General features: G+C 71.6%; 16 protein-coding genes and 1 riboswitch. Of the genes, 8 read left to right on the top strand and 8 right to left on the bottom strand.

Annotated features, from left to right (window positions below; all coding sequences use genetic code 11):
• The first annotated feature begins 47 nt into the window (after window positions 1–47).
• The 3 genes from ABZU76_RS30905 (at window position 48) to ahcY (ending at window position 3,785) form a co-directional block, all read left to right on the top strand.
• Complete coding sequence (locus tag ABZU76_RS30905) at window positions 48–1,094, top strand: DNA polymerase IV (RefSeq protein WP_354875604.1); 1,047 nt, start codon at window positions 48–50, stop codon at window positions 1,092–1,094.
• Window positions 1,095–1,180: 86 nt separating this feature from the next.
• The gene (locus tag ABZU76_RS30910; protein ID WP_354875605.1) at window positions 1,181–1,954 is read left to right on the top strand and encodes a GAF and ANTAR domain-containing protein; all 774 of its coding nucleotides are present in this window, start codon (window positions 1,181–1,183) and stop codon (window positions 1,952–1,954) included.
• A gap of 67 nt (window positions 1,955–2,021) precedes the next feature.
• Window positions 2,022–2,104: riboswitch (S-adenosyl-L-homocysteine riboswitch) on the top strand.
• Between the two features lie 205 nt (window positions 2,105–2,309).
• Complete coding sequence (gene ahcY, locus ABZU76_RS30915; RefSeq protein ID WP_354875606.1) at window positions 2,310–3,785, top strand: adenosylhomocysteinase; 1,476 nt, start codon at window positions 2,310–2,312, stop codon at window positions 3,783–3,785.
• A gap of 242 nt (window positions 3,786–4,027) precedes the next feature.
• Here the strand turns inward: ahcY and ABZU76_RS30920 are convergent, their stop codons facing one another.
• Complete coding sequence (locus ABZU76_RS30920; RefSeq protein ID WP_354875735.1) at window positions 4,028–4,240, bottom strand: hypothetical protein; 213 nt, start codon at window positions 4,238–4,240, stop codon at window positions 4,028–4,030.
• A 208-nt stretch (window positions 4,241–4,448) separates the two neighbouring features.
• On the bottom strand, window positions 4,449–5,339 hold the full coding sequence (locus ABZU76_RS30925; RefSeq protein ID WP_220241330.1) for a Ku protein: 891 nt from the start codon (window positions 5,337–5,339) through the stop codon (window positions 4,449–4,451).
• A gap of 237 nt (window positions 5,340–5,576) precedes the next feature.
• Between ABZU76_RS30925 and ABZU76_RS30930 the strand changes: the two genes are divergently transcribed.
• The 3 genes from ABZU76_RS30930 to ABZU76_RS30940 all read left to right on the top strand — a co-directional run bounded on the left by ABZU76_RS30930 (window position 5,577) and on the right by ABZU76_RS30940 (window position 10,096).
• A complete protein-coding gene (locus tag ABZU76_RS30930) occupies window positions 5,577–6,218 on the top strand; it encodes a TetR family transcriptional regulator (protein ID WP_354875608.1) in 642 nt (213 codons plus the stop codon).
• Between the two features lie 64 nt (window positions 6,219–6,282).
• Window positions 6,283–8,016 carry an ABC transporter ATP-binding protein gene (locus tag ABZU76_RS30935; RefSeq protein WP_354875610.1) on the top strand — a complete coding sequence of 578 codons (1,734 nt, stop codon included), beginning with the start codon at window positions 6,283–6,285 and terminating at the stop codon, window positions 8,014–8,016.
• 190 nt (window positions 8,017–8,206) lie between these two features.
• Window positions 8,207–10,096: an ABC transporter ATP-binding protein gene (locus tag ABZU76_RS30940; protein ID WP_354875737.1), complete on the top strand. Its 1,890-nt coding sequence runs from the start codon at window positions 8,207–8,209 to the stop codon at window positions 10,094–10,096.
• A 95-nt stretch (window positions 10,097–10,191) separates the two neighbouring features.
• Here the strand turns inward: ABZU76_RS30940 and ABZU76_RS30945 are convergent, their stop codons facing one another.
• A complete protein-coding gene (locus tag ABZU76_RS30945; RefSeq protein WP_354875612.1) occupies window positions 10,192–11,940 on the bottom strand; it encodes a pyruvate dehydrogenase in 1,749 nt (582 codons plus the stop codon).
• Between the two features lie 121 nt (window positions 11,941–12,061).
• Between ABZU76_RS30945 and ABZU76_RS30950 the strand changes: the two genes are divergently transcribed.
• Together ABZU76_RS30950 and ABZU76_RS30955 are read left to right on the top strand one after the other, a co-directional pair.
• Complete coding sequence (locus ABZU76_RS30950) at window positions 12,062–12,811, top strand: SRPBCC domain-containing protein (RefSeq protein WP_354875614.1); 750 nt, start codon at window positions 12,062–12,064, stop codon at window positions 12,809–12,811.
• Window positions 12,812–12,861: 50 nt separating this feature from the next.
• Window positions 12,862–14,310: a DNA polymerase ligase N-terminal domain-containing protein gene (locus ABZU76_RS30955; protein WP_354875616.1), complete on the top strand. Its 1,449-nt coding sequence runs from the start codon at window positions 12,862–12,864 to the stop codon at window positions 14,308–14,310.
• On the opposite strand, the gene ABZU76_RS30960 is transcribed toward ABZU76_RS30955, so the two are convergent.
• The 5 genes from ABZU76_RS30960 to ABZU76_RS30980 form a co-directional block, all read right to left on the bottom strand.
• Complete coding sequence (locus ABZU76_RS30960) at window positions 14,294–14,692, bottom strand: SPW repeat protein (RefSeq protein WP_354875618.1); 399 nt, start codon at window positions 14,690–14,692, stop codon at window positions 14,294–14,296. The genes ABZU76_RS30955 and ABZU76_RS30960 overlap by 17 nt on opposite strands.
• A gap of 112 nt (window positions 14,693–14,804) precedes the next feature.
• Window positions 14,805–15,158, bottom strand: coding sequence for an STAS domain-containing protein (locus ABZU76_RS30965; protein WP_354875620.1), 354 nt, complete (start codon window positions 15,156–15,158; stop codon window positions 14,805–14,807).
• Window positions 15,159–15,358: 200 nt separating this feature from the next.
• Window positions 15,359–15,865 (bottom strand): hypothetical protein, encoded by a 507-nt coding sequence (locus ABZU76_RS30970; protein ID WP_354875622.1) that lies wholly within the window; start codon window positions 15,863–15,865, stop codon window positions 15,359–15,361.
• Between the two features lie 99 nt (window positions 15,866–15,964).
• Window positions 15,965–18,925, bottom strand: a complete 2,961-nt coding sequence (locus tag ABZU76_RS30975; RefSeq protein WP_354875624.1) for a BTAD domain-containing putative transcriptional regulator — start codon at window positions 18,923–18,925, stop codon at window positions 15,965–15,967.
• A gap of 676 nt (window positions 18,926–19,601) precedes the next feature.
• Window positions 19,602–20,303, bottom strand: a complete 702-nt coding sequence (locus tag ABZU76_RS30980; RefSeq protein ID WP_354875626.1) for a DJ-1/PfpI family protein — start codon at window positions 20,301–20,303, stop codon at window positions 19,602–19,604.
• Between the last annotated feature and the right edge of the window lie 79 nt (window positions 20,304–20,382).

Raw genomic sequence — 20,382 nt, forward strand, 5'->3', positions numbered from 1 at the left:
GCACGTTTGACGTGCGCTCACCCGGGTCCGCGCCGCACACTGGTGCGGTGTCCGCCTGGGTCCTGCACGTCGATCTCGACCAGTTCATCGCCGCGGTCGAGATCGCGCGCCGGCCCGAGCTGCGCGGCCGGCCGGTGGTCGTGGGCGGCAACGGCGACCCCACCGAGCGCGCCGTGGTGGCCACCGCGTCCTACGAAGCGCGCGAGTTCGGCGTGCAGTCCGGCATGCCACTGCGGCTGGCCGCGAAACGCTGTCCCGACGCGGTGTTCCTGGCCACCGACGCGCCCGCGTATCAGGAGGTCTCCGACCGCGTCATGGCGCGGCTGCGTGAGCTGCCGGTGGTGGTCGAGGTGCTCGGGTGGGACGAGGCGTTCCTCGGCCTCGACACCGAAAACGTCGACACCGACGCCCCCGAGGCGTTCGCGGCCGAGGTCCGCCGGGCAGTCGAGGACGAGACCGGGCTTTCGTGCTCGGTCGGCATCGGCGACAACAAGCTGCGCGCCAAGCTCGCCACCGGATTCGCGAAACCGGCCGGGATCTTCCGCCTCACGCAGGAGAACTGGTGGGCCGTGATGGCCGAGCGGCCCACCGACGCGCTGTGGGGCATCGGGCGCAAGACGGCCAAGAAGCTCGCCGAAGCCGGGTTCACCACGGTGCTGCAGCTGGCCGGCGCCGACGCGGACGACCTGGCCGCGCGGTTCGGCCCGCGCCTCGGCCCGTGGTACCGGGTGCTGGCGGGCGGGATCGGCGACGCCGAGGTCACCGCCACGCCGTACGTCGCGCGCTCCCGCAGCCGCGAGACGACGTTCCAGCAAGACCTCACCGATCCCGCGCGCATCGCGGAAGAAATCGACACCCTCGCCGTGCGGGTCGCCCGTGACGTCGTGGACGAGGGCCGCCCGGCGGCGCGCGTCGCGGTGAAGGTGCGCTTCGCGCCGTTTCACACGCACACCCACAGCATCACGCTGCCGGAGCCGACCTCGGACGCCTCGGCGATCGGGCGCGCCGCGCGCGAGGTGCTCGGGATGTTCTTGCTGGACCAGCCGGTCCGGCTGCTCGGGGTGCGCGCGGAGTTCTCCCACCCGCCCGCGTGATCGGACGCGGTGACCGGCGGGGTGCGCGTTTGGCCGAGCCTGTCGAGGGGGTAATCGGGACTCCGGGCACACGATTGAGGTGAGGCATGTCCGAAAACGGAGTCCCCGCGACCGGTTCCGACGACCGATTCGGCGGGCTGGGTGGCGAGTTCCTGGACCTCACGCGGTCGCTGCTGGAGGTCACGACCGTCGGCGGCGTGCTGCAGCAGCTCGTGACGGCGGCGGTCCGGGTGATCCCCGCGGCGAGCGTCGTCAGTGTCACGCTGCGCTCGCCCGACGGGCTGTTCTACACCCCGATCGAGACCGATGCAATCGCCGTCGAGCTCGACCAGGTGCAGTACCGCACCGGGGAGGGCCCCTGCCTCGACGCGGCCCGCCCGGACGGCCCGGCCCACGCGGAGAGCCAGGACCTCGCCCACGAGACCGAGTGGCCGAAGTTCGGACCGGCCGCGGCCGCACGCGGCATGGGCTCGATGCTCGCCATCGCGTTGCTGCCCGACGCCCGCGAGCCGCAGCTGTCCGGTGCCCTCAACGTCTACGCGCGCGAGACCGGCGCACTCACGCCCACCGACCGCGACCTCGCGCTGCTGCTGGCCACCCACGGTTCGCTGGCGCTGGCTACCACCAACGCCGTGACGGCCGCGGACCTCCAGCGGGCGCATCTGCGCAAGGCCATCGACTCGCGCGACGTGATCGGTCAGGCGAAGGGCATCCTGATGCAGCGGCGGGGCATCTCGGCCGACGAGGCGTTCGACATCCTGCGCCGCACATCACAGGACCTCAACGTGAAGCTCGCCGTGCTCGCCGAGACCCTGGCCACGCGCCACACCGAGCTCGACCTGCCCGGTCCGCGCGCTTGACAGCCTCCGGCCCGCCTTGCCATGGTGGGAACCGGTAGAACGAACCGTGCGCCGCGAGGGCGCACTCCGGGCCGAGAGGCGCTGCGACGGAAGCCGAGAGGTTTCCGCCACGCTCGGCCCGCGAGTTCCGGACAAGGGCGCCTCCTGCGAAGGAGGTGCCTTTTTTGTTGACCCAGCTGTCGTCGACGCGGACGTCGTCGGCACAGGTGTTGCCGTCCCAGCAAAAGCCGGAGGACGGCCTCCGCACCTCCTGAACCCTCCCGGGTGAGCCCGGTGCTGCCGAACGCGGTGGTGCCGCTATTCCCCGTGCCCTGAAACAGAAACCAGAACCGTATCGAATGGGAGCGGAACCTCTATGAGCCCGAAACTGCAGAACGTCGGCGGACTCGAGTTCGCGGTGGCCGACCTGGCGCTCGCCGAGGCCGGGCGGACGCAGCTGCGCCTGGCCGAGCACGAGATGCCGGGCCTGATGGCGATCCGGCGCGAGTTCACCGAGGCGCAGCCGCTGAAGGGCGCCCGCATCGCCGGCTCGCTGCACATGACCGTGCAGACCGCGGTGCTGATCGAAACCCTCGTGGCGCTGGGCGCCGACGTGCGCTGGGTGTCCTGCAACATCTTCTCCACCCAGGACGAGGCCGCGGCCGCCGTCGTCGTCGGTCCGAACGGGACGGCCGAGCGGCCCGAGGGCACGCCGGTGTTCGCGTGGAAGGGCGAGACGCTCGACGAGTACTGGTGGTGCACCGACCTGCTCTTCCGGTTCGCCGACGGGCAGGGCCCCAACATGATCCTGGACGACGGCGGCGACGCGACGTTGCTCGTCCACAAGGGAGTCGAGTTCGAGGCCGCGGGCGCCGTGCCCGCCGCCACGGACGACGACGCCGAGGAGTACGCGATCATCCTGCGCACGCTCGCCGAGAGCCTCGCCGCCGACCCGAAGCGCTTCACGCGCATCGCCGGCGAGGTCCGCGGCGTGACCGAGGAGACCACCAACGGCGTCAAGCGGCTCTACAAGCTGGCGACCGAGGGCACGCTGCTGTTCCCGGCGATGAACGTGAACGACTCGGTGACGAAGTCCAAGTTCGACAACAAGTACGGCATCCGCCACTCGATGGTCGACGGCCTCAACCGCGCCACCGACGTGATGATCGGCGGCAAGCTCGCCGTCGTCTGCGGGTACGGCGACGTCGGCAAGGGCGCCGTCGAGGCGCTGCGCGGCCAGGGCGCGCGCGTGGTGGTCACGGAGATCGACCCGATCTGCGCGCTGCAGGCGGCCATGGAGGGCCTCGACGTGGTCGAGTTGGACGACGTCGTGGAGCGCGGTGACATCTTCCTCACCACCACCGGCAACTTCGGCATCATCTCCGCCGCGCAGATGGCGCGGATGAAGCACAACGCGATCGTCGCCAACGTCGGCCACTTCGACAACGAGATCGACATGGCCGGCCTCGCCAAGGTGCCCGGCATCCGCAAGCTGGAGATCAAGCCGCAGGTGCACGAGTGGGCCTTCCCCGCGGCCGAGGGGCGCCCGGCGCACTCGATCATCGTGCTGTCCGAGGGCCGGCTCATGAACCTCGGCAACGCCACCGGGCACCCGTCGTTCGTGATGTCGAACTCGTTCGCGAACCAGGCGATCGCGCAGATCGAGCTGTTCACCAAGCCCGGCGAGTACCCGGTCGGCGTGCACCGCCTGCCCAAGCTGCTCGACGAGAAGGTGGCGCGGCTGCACCTCGACGCGCTCGGCGTGAAGCTGACGAAGCTCACGAAGGAGCAGGCGGAGTACATCGGCGTGGACGCGGCCGGCCCGTTCAAGCTGGAGCACTACCGCTACTGAGCTCCGGGCCGCCCCGGCGGAGACCGGAGGCCGGAAATAAGGGGTCCTCCGGCTCCGAGGGGGAGGGAGAGCCGAAGGACCTCGTTAGTGTTAGCACATCGCCAAGCCGGTGTACACAGCTGCATACACGATCGGGTAAGGATCGGGGCCGGAGGGGAACCCCTCGGCGGAAAACCGTGAAGGCCTCGTTCCCCTGCGGTCCGGGGAACGAGGCCTTCACGGTCACTGGGCCGCGGGAGGGCTCAGGAAGCTTGCCGAAGCTCCGCCTCGACCTCGACGGCGAGCGTGCAGGAGCACTCCGCGTCGACGGTGTGGCAGTCGATGATCAGGCCGTGGCGCACGCGGTCGAGGTCCGCGCAGCTCTCGTGCGTGCACTCGGCGAACCCGCCGTCCGGGTGAACCACCAGGGTGCCGTGACAATGGTCGATCCCGCTGGTGCAGAACGCGCACTCCATGCTCAGGCCGCCTTCCGCTCTCGTGCTCTCGAACCGGTTCAAGTCACCACCGGCTCTTATCAGACCGGACAGCTTCTTGGTACCACCGGTGGGCGCCAGAGTCTGGCATACGGGCGGCGTGTCGCCGCAGTCGGTCCGGTGATCTCGGACCGACGGTGATTTCCCCGGGTTTCCCGCGGCTTTCCCGCGGCTCGGCGGGAAAGCTCGCTCAGGCGCTCTTCGGCCGACGGGTCCGCGGAGCGGCCTTCTTGGCCGGCTTCTCCTCGTCCGGCGCGGCCTTGCGAGAGCGCGACGAGGTGCTCTTGGCCGGCGCCGCCGAGCGCGTCTTGCGGGCTTCGGAAACGCTCGCCTCCAGGGCCGCCATGAGGTCGACGACGTCGGCTTTCGCCGCCACCGCACCGGGTTTCGTCGTCTCGTTGCCCGAGACCTTGGCCTCGATCACGGATTCGAGCGCCTCACGGTAGCCGTCGGTGTACTTTTCGGACTCGAACACCGGTTCCGACAGCGAATCGATCAGCGAGCCGGCCATGGTCAGCTCCTGCGGGCGCACCTGCGGCGGATCCTCGCGCAGGAACGGGAAATCGGGCGTGCGCACCTCGTCGGGCCAGAGCATCGTGGTCATCACGAGCACATCGGACACCACGCGCAGCAGCGCCAGGCTCTCGCGCTGGCGCACGGCGACCTTGGCGATCGCCACGTGGCTGGCCTTGTGCAGCGCGTCGCGCAGCACCACGTACGGCTTGACGGCGTTCTTCTGCGGCTCGAGGTAGTAGGTCTTGTCGAACTGGATCGGGTCGATCGACTCGAGCGGCACGAACTCCAGCACGTCGATCGTGCGCTGCGTGGCCAGCGGCAGGTCGGCGAGGTCGGCGTCGGTGATCACGACCATCTCGCCGTCGGGCAGCTCGTAGCCCTTGGCGATCTCGGCGTAGGGCACCTCCTGCCCGTCGACCGAGCAGAAGCGCTTGTACTGGATGCGGCCGCCGTCGGACTCGTGCACCTGGCGCAGCGAGACGTTCTTGTTCTCCGTGGCCGCGTACAGCTGGATCGGGATGCTGACCAGCCCGAACGAGACCGAGCCCTTCCACATCGACCGCATGCGCGCTCCTCCGCCGTCTGCCGGTGCTCCACTCACGCTCGGTAACAACCGTAGCCCGGATCATCCGATCCCGACAGTCCCGCCGGTCGGCGCGGCCTCCGACCGGCCCAGCCTGACCTGCGACGACCGGCCGCGACCGGTCACCCGGGGTAGCGGCTCCCCGGATGTGCCGCGTCACGCAAAAGTGCGGGGCACGCAGATTATTGCGTGCCCCGCACTTTTGCTACGCTGGTTCGCATGACCTCCGAATCCGTGGCACCCGCGCTCGGGCTGCGCGAACGCAAGAAGCAGGCGGCCCGGCAGGCGCTGGGTGCCGCGGCGCTGCGGCTCGCGCTCGAGCGTGGCCTGGACCAGCTGCGAGTCGAGGACATCGCGAGCGAGGTCGGCGTGTCGCCACGCACGTTCAACAACTACTTCTCCAGCAAGGAGGAGGCGGTCTGCTCGTTCATCGTCGCGCAGCAGGAGCGCGTGCGGGAGGCACTGCGGGCCCGGCCGGCCCACGAGCCGCTGTGGGAGGCCGTGATCAACGCGGCGGTGGAGCAGGCCTCACGCGACGGCTCGCCCCGGCGCGAGGACGTGCGCCGCATGCGCGACATGGTGCGCAACGCCGGGCTGTTCGCCGAGATGCTGCGCGCGCACGCCACCGTGGAGCGCGTACTGGCCGAAGCCGTCACCGAACGGGCGGGCAGCACCGCAAATCCGTTGCACGCGAGGATGCTCGCGGGGATCGTACAGAGCGCTTCCCGCATCGCGTTCCACACGTGGCTGACCTCCGGGCCGGACGCCGAGTTCCTGCCCACGTTCGTGGACCTGCTGCGGGAGGCGTCCGCGGGCATGCCCACCCTGGCCGCGGCCGCGGCGAGTGCCACCGCACCATGAGCCACCCGAACCGTCCAAAACAGACACACCACCACAGAACACCATCCTGGGGGAGAACCGACCCGTGCTGATCCGCCTGTTGCGCAGTCATCTGCGCCCCTACAAGACGACCATTTGGCTGGTCGTCGTCCTGCAGCTGGTGCAGACGCTGGCCGCGCTGTACCTGCCGACGCTCAACGCCGACATCGTCGACAACGGGCTCGTGAAAGGCGACACCGGCTACATCATGCGGATCGGCGGCATGATGCTGCTGGTCACGCTGGTGCAGATCGCCGGCTCGATCGGCGCCGTCTACTTCGGCGCCCGCACCGCCATGTCCCTGGGCCGCGACTTGCGCGGCTCGGTGTTCCACCGGGTCCAGGACTTCTCCGCCCGCGAGGTCGGCCAGTTCGGCACACCCTCGCTCATCACCCGCACCACCAACGACGTGCAGCAGGTCCAGATGCTGGTGCTGATGACGCTGACGCTGATGGTGTCGGCGCCGATCATGTGCGTCGGCGGCATCGTCCTGGCGCTGAACCAGGACGTGCCGCTCTCGTCGCTGCTGCTGGTGATCGTGCCGGTGCTGGGCGTCGCCGTCGGCCTGATCATCGCCCGCATGCGTCCGGCGTTCCGGCTCATGCAGGTGCGCATCGACAAGATCAACCAGGTGATGCGCGAGCAGATCATGGGCATCCGCGTGATCCGCGCGTTCGTGCGAGACAAGCGCGAGCGCGAACGCTTCGGCCAGGCCAACGACGAGCTGCTCACCGTGTCGCTGCGCGTCGGCCGGCTGATGGCGCTGATGTTCCCCACCGTGATGCTGGTGGTCAACGTCTCGAGCGTCGCCGTGCTGTGGTTCGGCGGGCACCGCATCGAGAGCGGCTCGATGCAGATCGGCGCGCTGACGGCGTTCCTGGCCTACCTGCTGCAGATCCTGATGTCGGTCATGATGGCCACGTTCATGTTCATGATGGTGCCGCGCGCCGAGGTGAGCGCCGAGCGCATCTCCGAGGTCCTCGACACCGAGTCGAGCGTCCGCCCGCCGCTGAAGCCGGTCTCCCCCGGCCGCGTGCACGGCGTGCTGGAGCTGACCGGCGTCGAGTTCTGCTACCCCGGCGCGGAGAAGGCGGTGCTGCGCGACATCTCGCTGAGCGCGCGCCCCGGTGAGACCACCGCCGTGATCGGCAGCACCGGCAGCGGCAAGACCACCCTGCTCAACCTGATCCCCCGGCTCATGGACGCCACCTCCGGCACCGTCCGCGTGGACGGCGTCGACGTACGCGAGCTCGACCCGGCCGTGCTCGCCTCGGCCGTCGGGATGGTGCCGCAGAAGCCGTACCTGTTCGCGGGCACGGTGGCGAGCAACCTGCGTTACGGCAACCCGGACGCCACCGACGACGAGCTCTGGCACGCGCTGGAAGTGGCGCAGGGCAAGGACTTCGTGCAGAAGATGACCGAAGGGCTCGCCTCCCCGATCGCCCAGGGCGGCACGAACGTCTCGGGCGGGCAGCGCCAGCGTCTCGCCATCGCGCGGATGCTGGTGCACAAACCTGAGATCTACCTGTTCGACGACTCGTTCAGCGCGCTGGACTACGCCACCGACGCGGCGCTGCGCCGCGCGCTGACCGACGAGACCCGCGAGGCGACGGTGGTCATCGTCGCGCAGCGCGTGAGCACCATCCGGGGCGCCGACCGCATCATCGTCCTCGACGACGGGCGCGTCGTCGGCACCGGAACCCACCACGAACTGATGGACGGCAACGAAACGTATCGCGAGATCGTGCTTTCGCAGCTGACCGAGCAGGAGGCGGCGTGAGTACACAATGGCGGACGCTTACCAACGACGCCGACCGGGTGCGGGTGTCCCGCAAGACACAGGAGGCGGCGTGAGCGAGGAAGAGGGCACCACGGGAGCCGTCGCGACGGAGGTCGGCGAACGGCCGACTGCGGCGCGCAACAAGAACGTCGCGCCCGCCGCGGGGCCGGGGCGGTTCATGGCCGGCGGCATGCCGCCGGAGAAGGCGATGGACTTCAAGGGGTCGCTGGCCCGGCTGCTGCGCCTGCTGAGGCCGCAGCGGGCGGCGCTGATCGGCGTGCTGATCCTCGGCACGGTGAGCGTCGCGCTGACCGTGATCGGGCCGAAGATCCTCGCGCGCGCCACCGACCTGATCTTCGCGGGCGTGATCGGCAAGAACCTGCCCTCCGGCGTCACGAAGGACGCCGTCGTCGCCGGCCTGCGGGCACAGGGCAACACCACGCTCGCGGACATCTTCGCTCGCGCCGACATCGTGCCGGGCCAGGGCATCGACTTCACGGCCGTGGGCCAGGTGCTGCTGATCGTGCTGGCGCTGTACGTGATCGCGTCGTTCTTCGGCCTGATCCAGGCGCGCCTGACGACGAGCCTCGTGCAGGGCGCGGTGTACTCGCTGCGCCGCGACGTCGAGGAGAAGCTCGCGCGGCTGCCGTTGCGCTACTTCGACCGCCAGCCGCGCGGTGAGGTGCTCAGCCGCGTCACCAACGACATCGACAACCTCGCGCAGTCGTTGCAGCAGACGCTCGCGCAGATCGTCACCTCGGTGCTGACGGTGATCGGCGTGCTGGTGATGATGTTCCTGATCTCACCGCTGCTCGCGATCATCGCGCTGCTGACCGTGCCCGCCTCGGTGTTCATCGCGGCCAAGATCGGCAAGCGGGCGCAACCGCAGTTCATCAAGCAGTGGGCCACGACCGGAAAGCTCAACGCGCACATCGAGGAGATGTACACCGGCCACTCGCTGGTGAAGGTCTTCGGCCGGCGCGAAGAGGCCGAAGCGATGTTCCGCGAGCAGAACGACACGCTGTACAACGCGAGCTTCCGGGCGCAGTTCATCTCCGGCACGATCCAGCCGGCGATGATGTTCATCGGCAACCTGAACTACGTGCTGGTGGCCGTGATCGGCGCGCTGCGCGTGGCGTCGGGCAGCCTGACGCTGGGCGACGTGCAGGCGTTCATCCAGTACTCGCGCCAGTTCAGCCAGCCGGTGACGCAGATCGCGAGCATGGCGAACCTGCTGCAGTCGGGTGTCGCCTCGGCCGAGCGGGTGTTCGCGCTGCTCGACGCGAAGGAGCAGGAGCCCGAGCCGGCGGACCCACAGCGCCCGGCCGTGGTCCACGGCAAGGTCGAGTTCCACGACGTATCCTTCCGCTACCTCGAGGACACGCCGCTGATCGAGGACCTCTCGCTCACGGTGGAGCCGGGCCAGACGGTCGCGATCGTCGGCCCGACCGGTGCCGGCAAGACCACACTGGTGAACCTGCTGATGCGGTTCTACGAGATCGACAGCGGGCGCATCACGCTCGACGGCGTGGACATCGCGAAGATGAACCGCGAGGAGCTGCGCGACAAGACCGGCATGGTCCTGCAGGACGCGTGGCTGTTCGGCGGCACCATCGAGGAGAACATCGCCTACGGCGCCGACGACGTGACCCACGAGCAGGTCGTGGAAGCGGCCACCGCGACGTACGTGGACCGCTTCGTGCGCACGCTGCCCGACGGCTACGCCACGGTGATCGACGACGAGGGCGGCACGGTCAGCGCCGGTGAGAAGCAGCTGATCACGGTGGCGCGGGCGTTCCTCGCGAAGCCGGCCATCCTCATCCTCGACGAGGCGACCAGCTCCGTGGACACCCGCACGGAGGTACTCATCCAGCACGCGATGAACTCGCTGCGCGAGGGCCGCACGAGCTTCGTGATCGCCCACCGCCTGTCCACGATCCGCGACGCGGACGTGATCCTGGTGATGGAGTCGGGCCGCATCGTGGAGCAGGGCGACCACGAAACCCTTCTGCACGCGGGCGGCGCGTACTCCCGCCTGTACGCGGCGCAGTTCGCCGAGGCGATGGCCGAGACGGACTGATCCGCCGGGGGTGTCCGATCCGGGGCGGTGCCACTGTGATGAAACACGGTGGCGCCGCCCCGGATGCGTTTACGGGCTCCGGTTCTCCAGGCGTTCTACAGACGGGGCACGTTGCGCAGGTTGGACTTCGCCAGCTGCAGCATCTTGCCCACGCCGCCGCCGAGGACCGTGCGGCTCGCGGCGAGCGCGAAGCCGCGCACCTGGGCGGCGGTGATGTTCGGCGGGATCGACAGCGCGTTGGGATCGGTCACCACGTCGAGGACCGCGGGGCCGTCGTGGTCGAGGATCTCGCGGATGCCCTCGCGCACGTCGGCCGGCTTCTCGACCCGGCGCGAGTGCAGGCCCGACGCGCGGGCGATGGCGGCGAAGTCGACCGAGTCGTGGTCGGTGCCGAACTCGGGCAGGCCGTCCACGAGCATCTCGAGCTTCACCATGCCGAGCGAGGAGTTGTTGAACACCACGGCTTTCACGGGCAGCGCGTGGGTCTTCAGCGTGAGCAGCTCCCCCATCAGCATCGCCAGCCCGCCGTCGCCGCACATCGCCACGACCTGGCGGCCCGGCGCGGCCGACTGCACGCCGATGGCGTGGGGCAGGGCGTTGGCCATGCTGCCGTGCACGAACGAGCCGATCAGCCGGCGCCGGCCGTTGGGTGTGACGTAGCGGGCCGCCCAGACGTTGCCCATGCCGGTGTCCACGGTGAACACCGCGTCGTCGGCGGCCTCCTCGTCGAGGATGTCGGCGACGTACTCCGGGTGCAGCGGCACGCGCTGCGCGACGTCGCTGGTGTACGCGTCGACCACGCGCTGCAGGCTGCGTTCGTGCTTGTGCAGCATGCTGTGCAGGAACGAGCGGTCCTCGCGGCGGCGCAGCCGCGGCAGGGCGGCGCGGATCGTGGCGCCGACGTCGCCCAGCACCCCGAACTCGAGCACCGAGCGGCGCCCGATGCGGGCGGGGTCGATGTCCACCTGCACGGTGTTGCGCTGCGGCAGGAACGTGTCGTACGGGAAGTCGGTGCCGAGCAGCAGCACGAGGTCGGCCTCGTGCATCGCGTCGTAGCAGGAGCCGTAGCCGAGCAGGCCGCTCATGCCGACGTCGAACGGGTTGTCGTACTGCACGAACTCCTTGCCCCGCAAGGAATGCCCCACGGGCGCGCCGATCGTGTCGGCCAGCGCGAGGAGGTCTTCGTGGGCGTCGCGGCAGCCCGCGCCGGCCATGATCATCACCTTCTCGGCGCGGTTGATCCGCTCCACGAGCCGGTCGACGTCGGCTGCGGCGGGCACGATGGCCGGTGGAGTGCCGAGCGGCGCCGACACCCCCGTCGGGTTCACGGCGGACTCGTGCGAGACGTCGCCGGGCAGCACCAGCACGGCCGCGCCGCGCCGGCCCACCGCGTTCTGCACCGCGATCCGCGCGAGCCGCGGCATCTGCTCGGGGCCGCTCACCAGCTCGCAGTAGTGCGAGCACTCCGCGAACAGCTGCTGCGGGTGCGTCTCCTGGAAGAAGCCGGTGCCGATCTGAGTCGACGGGATGTGCGACGCGAGCGCGAGCACCGGCGCGCCCGAGCGGTGCGCGTCGTAGACCCCTTGCAGCAGATGCAGGTTGCCAGGACCGCAGCTGCCCGCGCACACGGCCAGCTCACCGGTGAGCTGCGCCTCGGCGGCCGCGGCGAACGCGCCGGCCTCCTCGTTGCGCACGTGCACCCAGTCGATCCCGCCGCGCGCCGAGCCGCCGGTGCGGCGCACGGCGTCGACCACGGGGTTGAGGCTGTCGCCGACCACGCCGTAGATGCGGCGCACGCCGGACTGCACGAGAACGTCGATCAGCTGGTCGGCCACGGTCGCCATGAGCGGTCCTTTCCCTCGGGTCCCCGGCAGTCTCGCACCTCCCGGTGAACGTCGCTCGCCCTTGACAACTATTCTTGTCAATGACACCGTGGAATTCCCGCCAGGTGAGGAGGAACCGGTCATGACCCACGAGTTCGACGTAACCAAGAAGGTCCGTCTGCCCGCACCCCCGGAGGCCGTGTGGGACGCCGTGGCCACGGGACCGGGCATCGACTCGTGGTTCATGGGCAAGCACGAGGTCGACGCCCAGGCGCGGCGCGTCCGCTTCGCCATGGGCGAGTTCACGAGCGAAGCCGAGATCACCACGTGGGAGCCGCCGCGGCGCTTCGCCTACCGCGCGACGCCGGCGCCCGACGGCAGCTTCGACGCCTTCGAGTTCCTCGTGGAGGCGGCCGAGGGCGGTACGTCGGTGCTGCGCTTCATCCACCACGGCTTCACCGCGCAGGACTGGGGCGAGGAGTACCACGAGGGCTTCAGCCGCGGCTGGGACATGTACCTGCACACGCTCGGCCAGCTCCTGCAGCACTTCCCCGGCCGCCGCGCGCGGTTCGTGATCGCCGCCGGTCCGGAGTCGTCGGCGTCGCCGGAAGCCTGGCCGAAGCTGGTGCGCGCGCTGGGGCTGCCGGACGCGCCCGAGGCCGGGCAGCCGGTGCGGTTCGCGGTCGACGGCGTCGCGCCTGTCGACGGGATCCTCGACTACACGACCCCGCACTACGTGGGCATCCGGACCCCGGACGCGCTCTACCGCTTCCACGAGCGGTCGGGGATGGGGATGCCGATCGCGATCGGGCACCACCTGTTCGCCGGAGACGCCGACGTCGAGCAGGAAGGCAAGGCCTGGCAGGCGTGGCTGGAGCGCGTGCTGGCGTGATCGGGCGCTAAGGTAAGCGCACCCGAAGGGACGGGGGTGCCACGCCTGCGATGGCGGACGAACTCGCCGAACGCCGGCGCCGACGCGCACTCGGCCAGGCACCCGAAGCGGCACCCGAGCATCCCGTCGAGAAGCATCCCGTCGAGAAGCATCCCGTCGACCAGCACCCCACTGACCAGCGCCTCATCGAAAACAGTGGCGTGTTCGTGGTCCAGGAACACCGCGCTTCGCAGCTGCACTGGGATTTCCGCCTCGAACGCGGTGGGGTGCTCACGTCGTGGACCGTCCCGCGCGGCCTGCCCCGCTCCCCCGGCCGCGGCCGGCTCGCCATCCGCATCGACGACCAGCCTGTGGCCTACGCGGACTTCGAAGGCGAGATCCCGGCGGGCGAGTACGGTGCCGGGACGGTCGAGGTGTGGGACCGCGGCCGCTACGAAACCGTGCACTGGCACGAGCACCGCATCGAGTTCGTGCTCCACGGCGAACGCCTGCGGGGCCGCTACGAGCTCGACCGAGGCAGCACCGAGGCGGGAGAGGCGGACGGCTGGCGGCTGCGTCGGCTCGACCCCGCCGAGCCCGGCCACGAGGACACGCCGCGGTTCCTCGCGCCGATGCCCGCCCGGCCGGGACGCATGCCCTCCACCGCCGAGGACGGCGACTGGGCGTACGAGTTCGCGTGGCCGGGCCGTCGCACGCTCGTGCGCGCGGGCGGCGCGCGCGTGACGGCCGTCGACGAGACCGGCGCAGACGTGACCGTGCGCTACCCGGAGCTGCGTGGTCTCGCCGCACAGCTCGGATCCACGGAAGCGTTGCTGGACGGGCAGATCGTGGTGTTCGCCGCGGGCAGGCCGGACCCGCAAGGGTTGCGCCGCCGCGCGGAAGCGGACCCCGGAACGGCGCGCCGGCTCGTGGACCGGCATCCCGCGTTCTTCTTCGTCTCCGACGTGCTGCACCTCGACGGCCGCTCGCGGCTGGCCCTGCCGTATGTCGAACGCCGCGCGCTGCTCGACGATCTGGGCCTCGCCGGCGACCACTGGCAGGTGCCGCCGACCCACCTCGGCGACGGCGGCGCCGTCGCACGGGCGAGCCGCGACCACGGTCTGCCCGGCCTTATCGCGAAGCGCCGGAGCAGCCCGTACCGGCCGGGCCGGGCGAACACGGACTGGCTGTTCGTGGAGTCCCCGGACGTGCGCCGGGTGCTCATCGCGGGCTGGCGTCCCGGCGGCGGCCGGCGAGCCGGGACGTTCGGCTCACTGCTGCTGGCCGTGCCCGACGGCGCGGGCCTGCGCTACGCGGGCAGCGTCGGAGTCGGCTTCTCCCAGGAGGAACTCGGCTCGCTCGCCGCGGTGCTCGCGCAGCTGGAACAACCGCGGCCGCCGTTGGCCGACGTGCCGGACCACCCCGATGCGCGCTGGGTACGGCCCGTGCTCGCCGCGGAGGTCGTGCACGGGCCGAAGTCCGCGCCGCGCTGGCGCGGGCTGCTCAGCGAGCCCGGGTAGCCGGGCGGCGCAGGCACAGCGCGATACCGGCCAGCAGCACGACGGCACCGGCGACGATGTTGCCCGTCAACGCTCCCGCCGACGGCGCGGTCTCGTCGCCGTAGCGCAGGACCAGCGGCGACACCGCGGCCCAGACGCCGAGCACCGGCAGGACCCACGTGAGGGCCTGCGGGCGCGTGGTGCGCGCTCGCACGGCGGCGAGCACGATGATCGCCAGACCGGCTACCGTGTTGCTGATCGCGAGCTCGGCCGCGCCGCCGAACCGCGCCAGCCAAGGGCCGATGATCAAGTACAGACCGGCCAGCACGGCCAGCCCCGCGGCGCCGCCGACCAGTGCGCCGACGGCACCGTTCGCGCCGGTGCGTTCGGTCGTGGTGGACATCCCGGATCACCTCGCCGTAGTCGGGTTCCCTTGATCGGGTTCACGGGTGGAGTACCCACGATCGGCGCGGCTCGCACGGGCCCGGGGTGATCTCCACCCGTTCGGCGGCCGGTCAGGCGCGGGCGGCCGCGCAGGCGTCCACGAGCCGCGGCTGCACGTCGAGGGCCTGGGCGGCGCCCGTGACGTCGAAGACCCGCAGCACGAGGCGTCCGGTCGCGACCACGGACAACGCGGGGCGCGTGCGGCTCGTCTCCTCCAGCACGCGCAGGCCGGCGCAGCTGAGGAACGCGACGCGCGAGAGGTCGACCACGAGCTTGTCCCCCACCACGCACGCCGCGGCAAGCACCGTCCGGAAGTCGCCGACCGAGGCGGCGTCGATCTCGCCCGCGGCGGTGACGAGCACGAGGTCGTCGTCGCGGACGGTGGTCAGGAGGGTGAGACCGGAATCCCCTCGGCGCTGGGGCATTGGGCTGACGGTACGCGCTCCCCCGGCCCGGTCAACCCCCGCGCGGCGCGCAGGTGGGGGACCTCACGGGTCACCCGGAGTGACCGTAACGGTGCGGAACGGTCATCGGTGCTGCTGGGCCGGGCCGGAGACTGCCCATCGCCCTCAGTGGTGGGCAGTCCCCGGCCGGCCGCGCGGCCGGTGCGAACGACAGGGTCCGATCAGCCGCCGGTGGTGTAGTAGGTGATGTCCCAGTGATTGCCCTCGTCGCAGTAGAGGTTGCTGGAGGGGGCCTGCCACTGCGGGTAGCCGTCGCCGCGCAGGCCGATGTAGGCGAAACTGTTCTTGATGTAGCCGTCGATACAGCTGTTGTGCGAGATGTCCACCTTGTAGCCGTTGTAGTGGCTGTAGGTGCCCGAGGCGTGGCCGACCTCGGTGCCGCCGGTGATGTTGATCGCGCAGCCGCTGGCGCGCTTGAGTGTGATCACGCCACTGACGGTGGTCTGGTTGATCTGCTCGAACGACGTGCAGGTGGAGTTCGACCGCGTGGTGCACCCGCCGCTGGACGAGTGCGTGACACCCGCCGCCGACAGCTGCGACGCCGCCTGGGACTGCGTCAGCTTGGTGACGGTGGGAGCGGCCGAAGCCGTGGCCGTACCGAGCACCGTCATGGCCGCCGCGGCAGCCAGTCCGACGGCCGCCTTGGGCAGCATCGGAGGAACGCGCATGACTTTGCCTCCTCGTGGGGACTTACGACGAGAGGCAGCCAAGTGCGCGGCTCCATACGAACGCCAAACGCGCTCGCGCCGGGGGCGTCGCGGCGCGCGTCAGATCCTGATCTTCGCCAAGACTTCACGAGCCCGGTCGCCGGCGGGTGAATCACTCGAAGCGGCGTTGAGCTCCCGCAACGCGCGCAGCTCCCACAGCGGGAAGCCGAGGTCGCGGAAGACGTCCGCGGCACCGGCGAGAGCCTTGGGTGCTTCGCCCGCGCCGGCCTGCAGTTTGCCGAGGCTCAGCAGCGCGTAGCCCGTACCGCGGCGGTCGTCCAGGTCGCGGAACACGGCCATGGCGCGGCGCAGGTGCTGCTGCGCGCCGGCCGGGTCCGCCGCGCGCAGGCGGGTCTCGGCGAGGCTGCGGTGGGTGTAGGCGGCCGCGTGCCGGTGGCCGATCTGCTCGAACAGGTCGAGCGAGCGCGTGAGGCAACGCTCGCCCTCGGCGACCTCGCCGGCGTCGGTGTGGAGGTCGCCGAGGCTGCGCAGCACGTGGGCTTCCCAGTGGCGCTCGCGCGTGCGGACGGCGCCGCCGAGCGCGCCCGTCAGCAGGTCGGCGGCGCGGTCGGTGCGGCCGTGGCGGCGGAGCACGTCGGCGTAGCGCTTGGCGACCTGGTCGTGCCAGCGGCCGGCGCAGTCGCCGGCGAGCAGCAGGGCGGCTTCGAAGCTCTCGACGGCGCGGCGGAGGTCGCCGAGGTCTTCCGACAGGCCGCCGAACTGGGCGGCCGCGATGGCCTGGCCCCGGACGTCGCCGCACGCGCGCAGGAGCTCCAGGGCTTCGCGCAGCTCTTCGACGGCGAGCTCGGCCTGGCCCGCGTCGGCGTCGAGGTCGGCCAGCGCGACCAGGGCGGCGCCTCGGCCGCGCGGGTCGCCGAGCGTCTTGAAGCGAGTGCCGGCCATGGCGAAGTAGGTGCGAGCCTGGCGCGATCGGCCGAGCTGCCAGTGGACGGACGCGAGGGTGAACAGCTTGCCCGCCTCGGCCGGGCGGTCGCCGAGGCGGCGGGCCGCGGCGAGGCCGACGACCGAGACCGCCCTCGCGGAGCGGCCGAGCCACGGCGTGCCGGCGAGGGCCGCGCACGCGTCGGAGAGACGGGCGGCCAGGGCGTGCCAGTGGTGGCGGCCGGCGAGCCGGGCGGCCGTGGCGACGAGTTCGGTTTCCCGGCGTCGCCAAGCATCGGGGTCGGCGGTCGCGGTGCGGGCGGCTCCGGCGTCCGGCTGGGCGAACGGGGGTCCGACCGGGGTGAAACCCTTGTCCAGGGCGGAAAGCACGCGTTCGGCGAGGGCCAAGGTGGCTTCGAGGGTGCGTTTCAGCGCGGACTGGTCGGGTTCGCCGGGCAGCCGCGCCAGACCGAGGCGGACGAAGCGGGGGACAGCGTGGCGGCCGTGGTCGTCTGCGGCCAGGAGGTGGGTGTCGGCGAGGGCTTCGAGGCGGTCGCGGGCTTCGGCGGGGCGGACGGCGAGGAGCGCGGCGGCACACCAGTCGGGCACGGGTCGGCGGAACAAGCCCAGCAGGCGCAGGAGGTCGCGGTCTTCCGCGGAACATTCGCGCAGCGCCGGAAGAATCGCCGCGCGGACGCTGACGTCGCCGGCGGCGAGCTCGTCGAGGGCGCGGCGGTCGTCGCCGAGGCGGGCGGCCAGGTCCGTGATCCGGAGGTGGGGCCGGGTAGCGAGCCGCAGCCCGGCGATGCGCAGGGCGAGGGGAAGCCCGGCGCAGCGAGCGACCACTTCGTCGGCGGCGGCGGGCTCGGCCGCGATCCGGGCTTCGCCGGCGACGGCGGTGAGCAGCGCTGCCGAGTCCGCAGTGGACAGATCACCGACGGGAACCGCCCTGGCTGCCACCAATCCTGGCAACGGCCGCCGCGCCGTCACGAGGACGCCGCAGCCGGAGCCACTCGGCAACAGGGGGCGGACCCGGGCTTCGGTACGCGCGTTTTCGAGCAGGACCAGCAGCCGCAGGTCGACGGTGTGGCTGCGCCAAGCGGCGACCAGCGCCGTGAGATCGCCGGTGAATTCGGCCGTGGCGGCGCCGAGGGCACGCAGGAAGGCGATGAGGATGTCGCGGGGTTCGGTGGTGGCAAGGTCGGCCACGAGCTGCCCGTCGGGGAAGCGGCGCCGCGCCCGCCACGCGGCGTGCACCGCGAGCGCGCTCTTGCCCGCCCCGGCGGCGCCGTGGACCACGACCGGCGCGGGTGCGCGCAGGTGCCGCGCGACGGCGGCCAGTTCCGTTGCGCGGCCAGTGAAGTCGGGCACGGGCGCGGGCAGCTGCGCGGGCGGGCCCCCGGCCGTCCAATCGGCGCCGGCGATGCGGCGGTAGAGCGCGTCGAGCTCCGGGCCGGGCACCACGCCGGCCTCGTCCCACAGCGCGCGGCGCGTGCGGCGCAGCACGTCGAGCGCGGCGTCGCGGCGGCCCAGCCCCTCCAGCGCCCCGGCGAGGCGACCGGCGAGCCGTTCGTCGGCGGGCCGCGCGGCCACGACGGGGGCGAGCCGGTGCACCACGGCCTGCGCGTCGCCCTCGGCGAGCTGCAGCTCCACCAGCTGCAGCAGGACCGTCCGCCGGCGGTCCTCCAGCCACACCTCGTGCGCCTCGACGAGCCGTCCCGTCGCGACGTCGCAGAACGCCCCGCCCCGCCAGCACGCGAGGGCGCGGGTCAGCAGCTCTTGCTTCGCCTGGGTGTCCTCCGCCGCCAACCCGGCCGACGCGAGCGCGACGAACTCCGCGGCGTCGAGCTCCCCTTCGGCCACCCTGAGGACGTACCCGCGCTGCCCCGACTTGAGCCGCTGGCCCGGATCATCCGCGGCCAACCCGGGCGACACCGCCTTGCGCAGCTTCGACACCGTCACCTGCACGATCGCCGCCGCACTCGGCGGCGCCCCGTCGGGCCACAGCTCGTCGACGATCGTCGCCCGCCCGACCACCTCGTTGGGCCGCGCGAGCAACAACGCGAGCAACCGCCGCGGCTGCGCCGCCGACGGCAACACGACGGTCGCCGCCAGCGGACCGAGGACCTGGAACCGCACCGCAAGCTCCCCACGGCCGCACGTCACCTGATCGAGCGACCCGAAAGTACCTGCGCCACCCTCCGCTCCCGGCTGTTCGGGCGGCCCTCACCCGGATGGCCCACCCCGTTGGAAGGGTGCACGGTCCCTCCACGCCGGCCCGCGTCTGCACCCGCCGGGCAGGTGGCCAGTGCGGCGCGCACGGCCTGACAACTGGGCGCGAACAGTCCCGCCGCGCTCGACCTTCGCTCGGCGAGCGGTCCGTTCACCGAACGCCACGCAGCGCCCACCCGACCGTGCGCGGCGCGGGGCTAGTGGTCCCGCCGCGTCTACTCCTCGCGCGCCCGCGGCACCGCCGTATCGAGCCGATGCCGCCAGCGCGCGCCACCCGCCAACACAATGCGGCGCGAGCGGTCCGTTCGCGCCAGCCTCGCGGGTCGGGCCTGAGCGAGCAGGTTCGCCCCTCAAATCCGGCCGGTCGGCCAGGACGTCGTCGCCGAGGGCGTGCTCCAGCAACAGCTGCACGGTGCCGTGCGGGCGCTCGACCATCGCTCAGCACCGCACCGGCCACCGAACGCACCGCAGCGCTCACCCGACCGTGCGCGGCCCGGCGCGAACAGTCCCGCCGTGCACCGGAACACCGCCCACTCGAGCGGTGAACCCGGCGCGAGCGGTCCGTTCGCGCCAGTCTCCCGCCTCAGGCGTGAGCGAGCAGCTTCGCCTTCAAATCCGGCCGGTCGGCCAGGACGTTGTCGCCCAGGGTGTGTTCCAGCAACGGCTTCAGAGCACCATGCGGGGCGCTCGACCAGTCGAGCGGACCCAGCGGCGGCTCCGGGTCGTACTCGATGCCGAACTGGATGGTGCGGGCGACGTCGGGGCCGGCGAGGCGGTCGACGAGGTGCAGGGCCAGGTCGATGCCCGCCGAGACGCCCGCGGCGGTGATCACGGGGCCGGCGTCGACCCAGCGGCGGGCGACCGGGGTGGCGCCGAAGGCACGCAGCAGGTCGCGGAACATCCAGTGGGTGGTGGCCTCGCGGCCGTCGAGGAGGCCGGCCTCGCCGAGGAGCAGGGCGCCCGTGCAGACGGACGTCATCAGCTCGGCCGTGCGCGCGGTCGTGGCCAGGTAGTCGATCAGCGGCCGGTTCGCGAGCGCCTCCATGGTCGGCGCGGAGCCGCCCGGGACGAGGACGCCGTAGGGCTCGCGGATGTCGGAGAAGGTGTGGCTGGGCGCGATCCGCAGGGGCGTGTCGGTGCCGATCGGGTCGAGGGTCTCGCCCACGACCACCACGCGGAAGTCCTGATCCGCCATGGCGAACGCGCTCAGCACCTGGAGCGGGCCTACGAGGTCGAGCACCGTGAGGCCGGGGTAGAGGACAAAGGCGAACGTCTTCTCGGTCATGCGTCCCACCGTGCCCCCGCGGGCGCGCGGACGGGAGGGCGATGTCCGTAATCCTGCGAACCATGTCGATCGGCCTGCT

The organism is Amycolatopsis sp. NPDC005232, assembly GCF_040607795.1.
In the GTDB taxonomy this organism is placed as follows: domain Bacteria; phylum Actinomycetota; class Actinomycetes; order Mycobacteriales; family Pseudonocardiaceae; genus Amycolatopsis.

Bases quoted from the DNA above. Each gene is read 5' to 3' on its own strand.
- ABZU76_RS30910 (WP_354875605.1), top strand. From the start codon at position 1,181: ATGTCCGAAAACGGAGTCCCCGCGACCGGTTCCGACGACCGATTCGGC.
- ahcY (WP_354875606.1), top strand. From the start codon at position 2,310: ATGAGCCCGAAACTGCAGAACGTCGGCGGACTCGAGTTCGCGGTGGCC.
- ABZU76_RS30920 (WP_354875735.1), bottom strand. From the start codon at position 4,240: ATGGAGTGCGCGTTCTGCACCAGCGGGATCGACCATTGTCACGGCACC.
- ABZU76_RS30925 (WP_220241330.1), bottom strand. From the start codon at position 5,339: ATGCGGTCGATGTGGAAGGGCTCGGTCTCGTTCGGGCTGGTCAGCATC.
- ABZU76_RS30930 (WP_354875608.1), top strand. From the start codon at position 5,577: ATGACCTCCGAATCCGTGGCACCCGCGCTCGGGCTGCGCGAACGCAAG.
- ABZU76_RS30940 (WP_354875737.1), top strand. From the start codon at position 8,207: ATGCCGCCGGAGAAGGCGATGGACTTCAAGGGGTCGCTGGCCCGGCTG.
- ABZU76_RS30945 (WP_354875612.1), bottom strand. From the start codon at position 11,940: ATGGCGACCGTGGCCGACCAGCTGATCGACGTTCTCGTGCAGTCCGGC.
- ABZU76_RS30950 (WP_354875614.1), top strand. From the start codon at position 12,062: ATGACCCACGAGTTCGACGTAACCAAGAAGGTCCGTCTGCCCGCACCC.
- ABZU76_RS30955 (WP_354875616.1), top strand. From the start codon at position 12,862: ATGGCGGACGAACTCGCCGAACGCCGGCGCCGACGCGCACTCGGCCAG.
- ABZU76_RS30960 (WP_354875618.1), bottom strand. From the start codon at position 14,692: ATGTCCACCACGACCGAACGCACCGGCGCGAACGGTGCCGTCGGCGCA.
- ABZU76_RS30965 (WP_354875620.1), bottom strand. From the start codon at position 15,158: ATGCCCCAGCGCCGAGGGGATTCCGGTCTCACCCTCCTGACCACCGTC.
- ABZU76_RS30970 (WP_354875622.1), bottom strand. From the start codon at position 15,865: ATGCGCGTTCCTCCGATGCTGCCCAAGGCGGCCGTCGGACTGGCTGCC.
- ABZU76_RS30980 (WP_354875626.1), bottom strand. From the start codon at position 20,303: ATGACCGAGAAGACGTTCGCCTTTGTCCTCTACCCCGGCCTCACGGTG.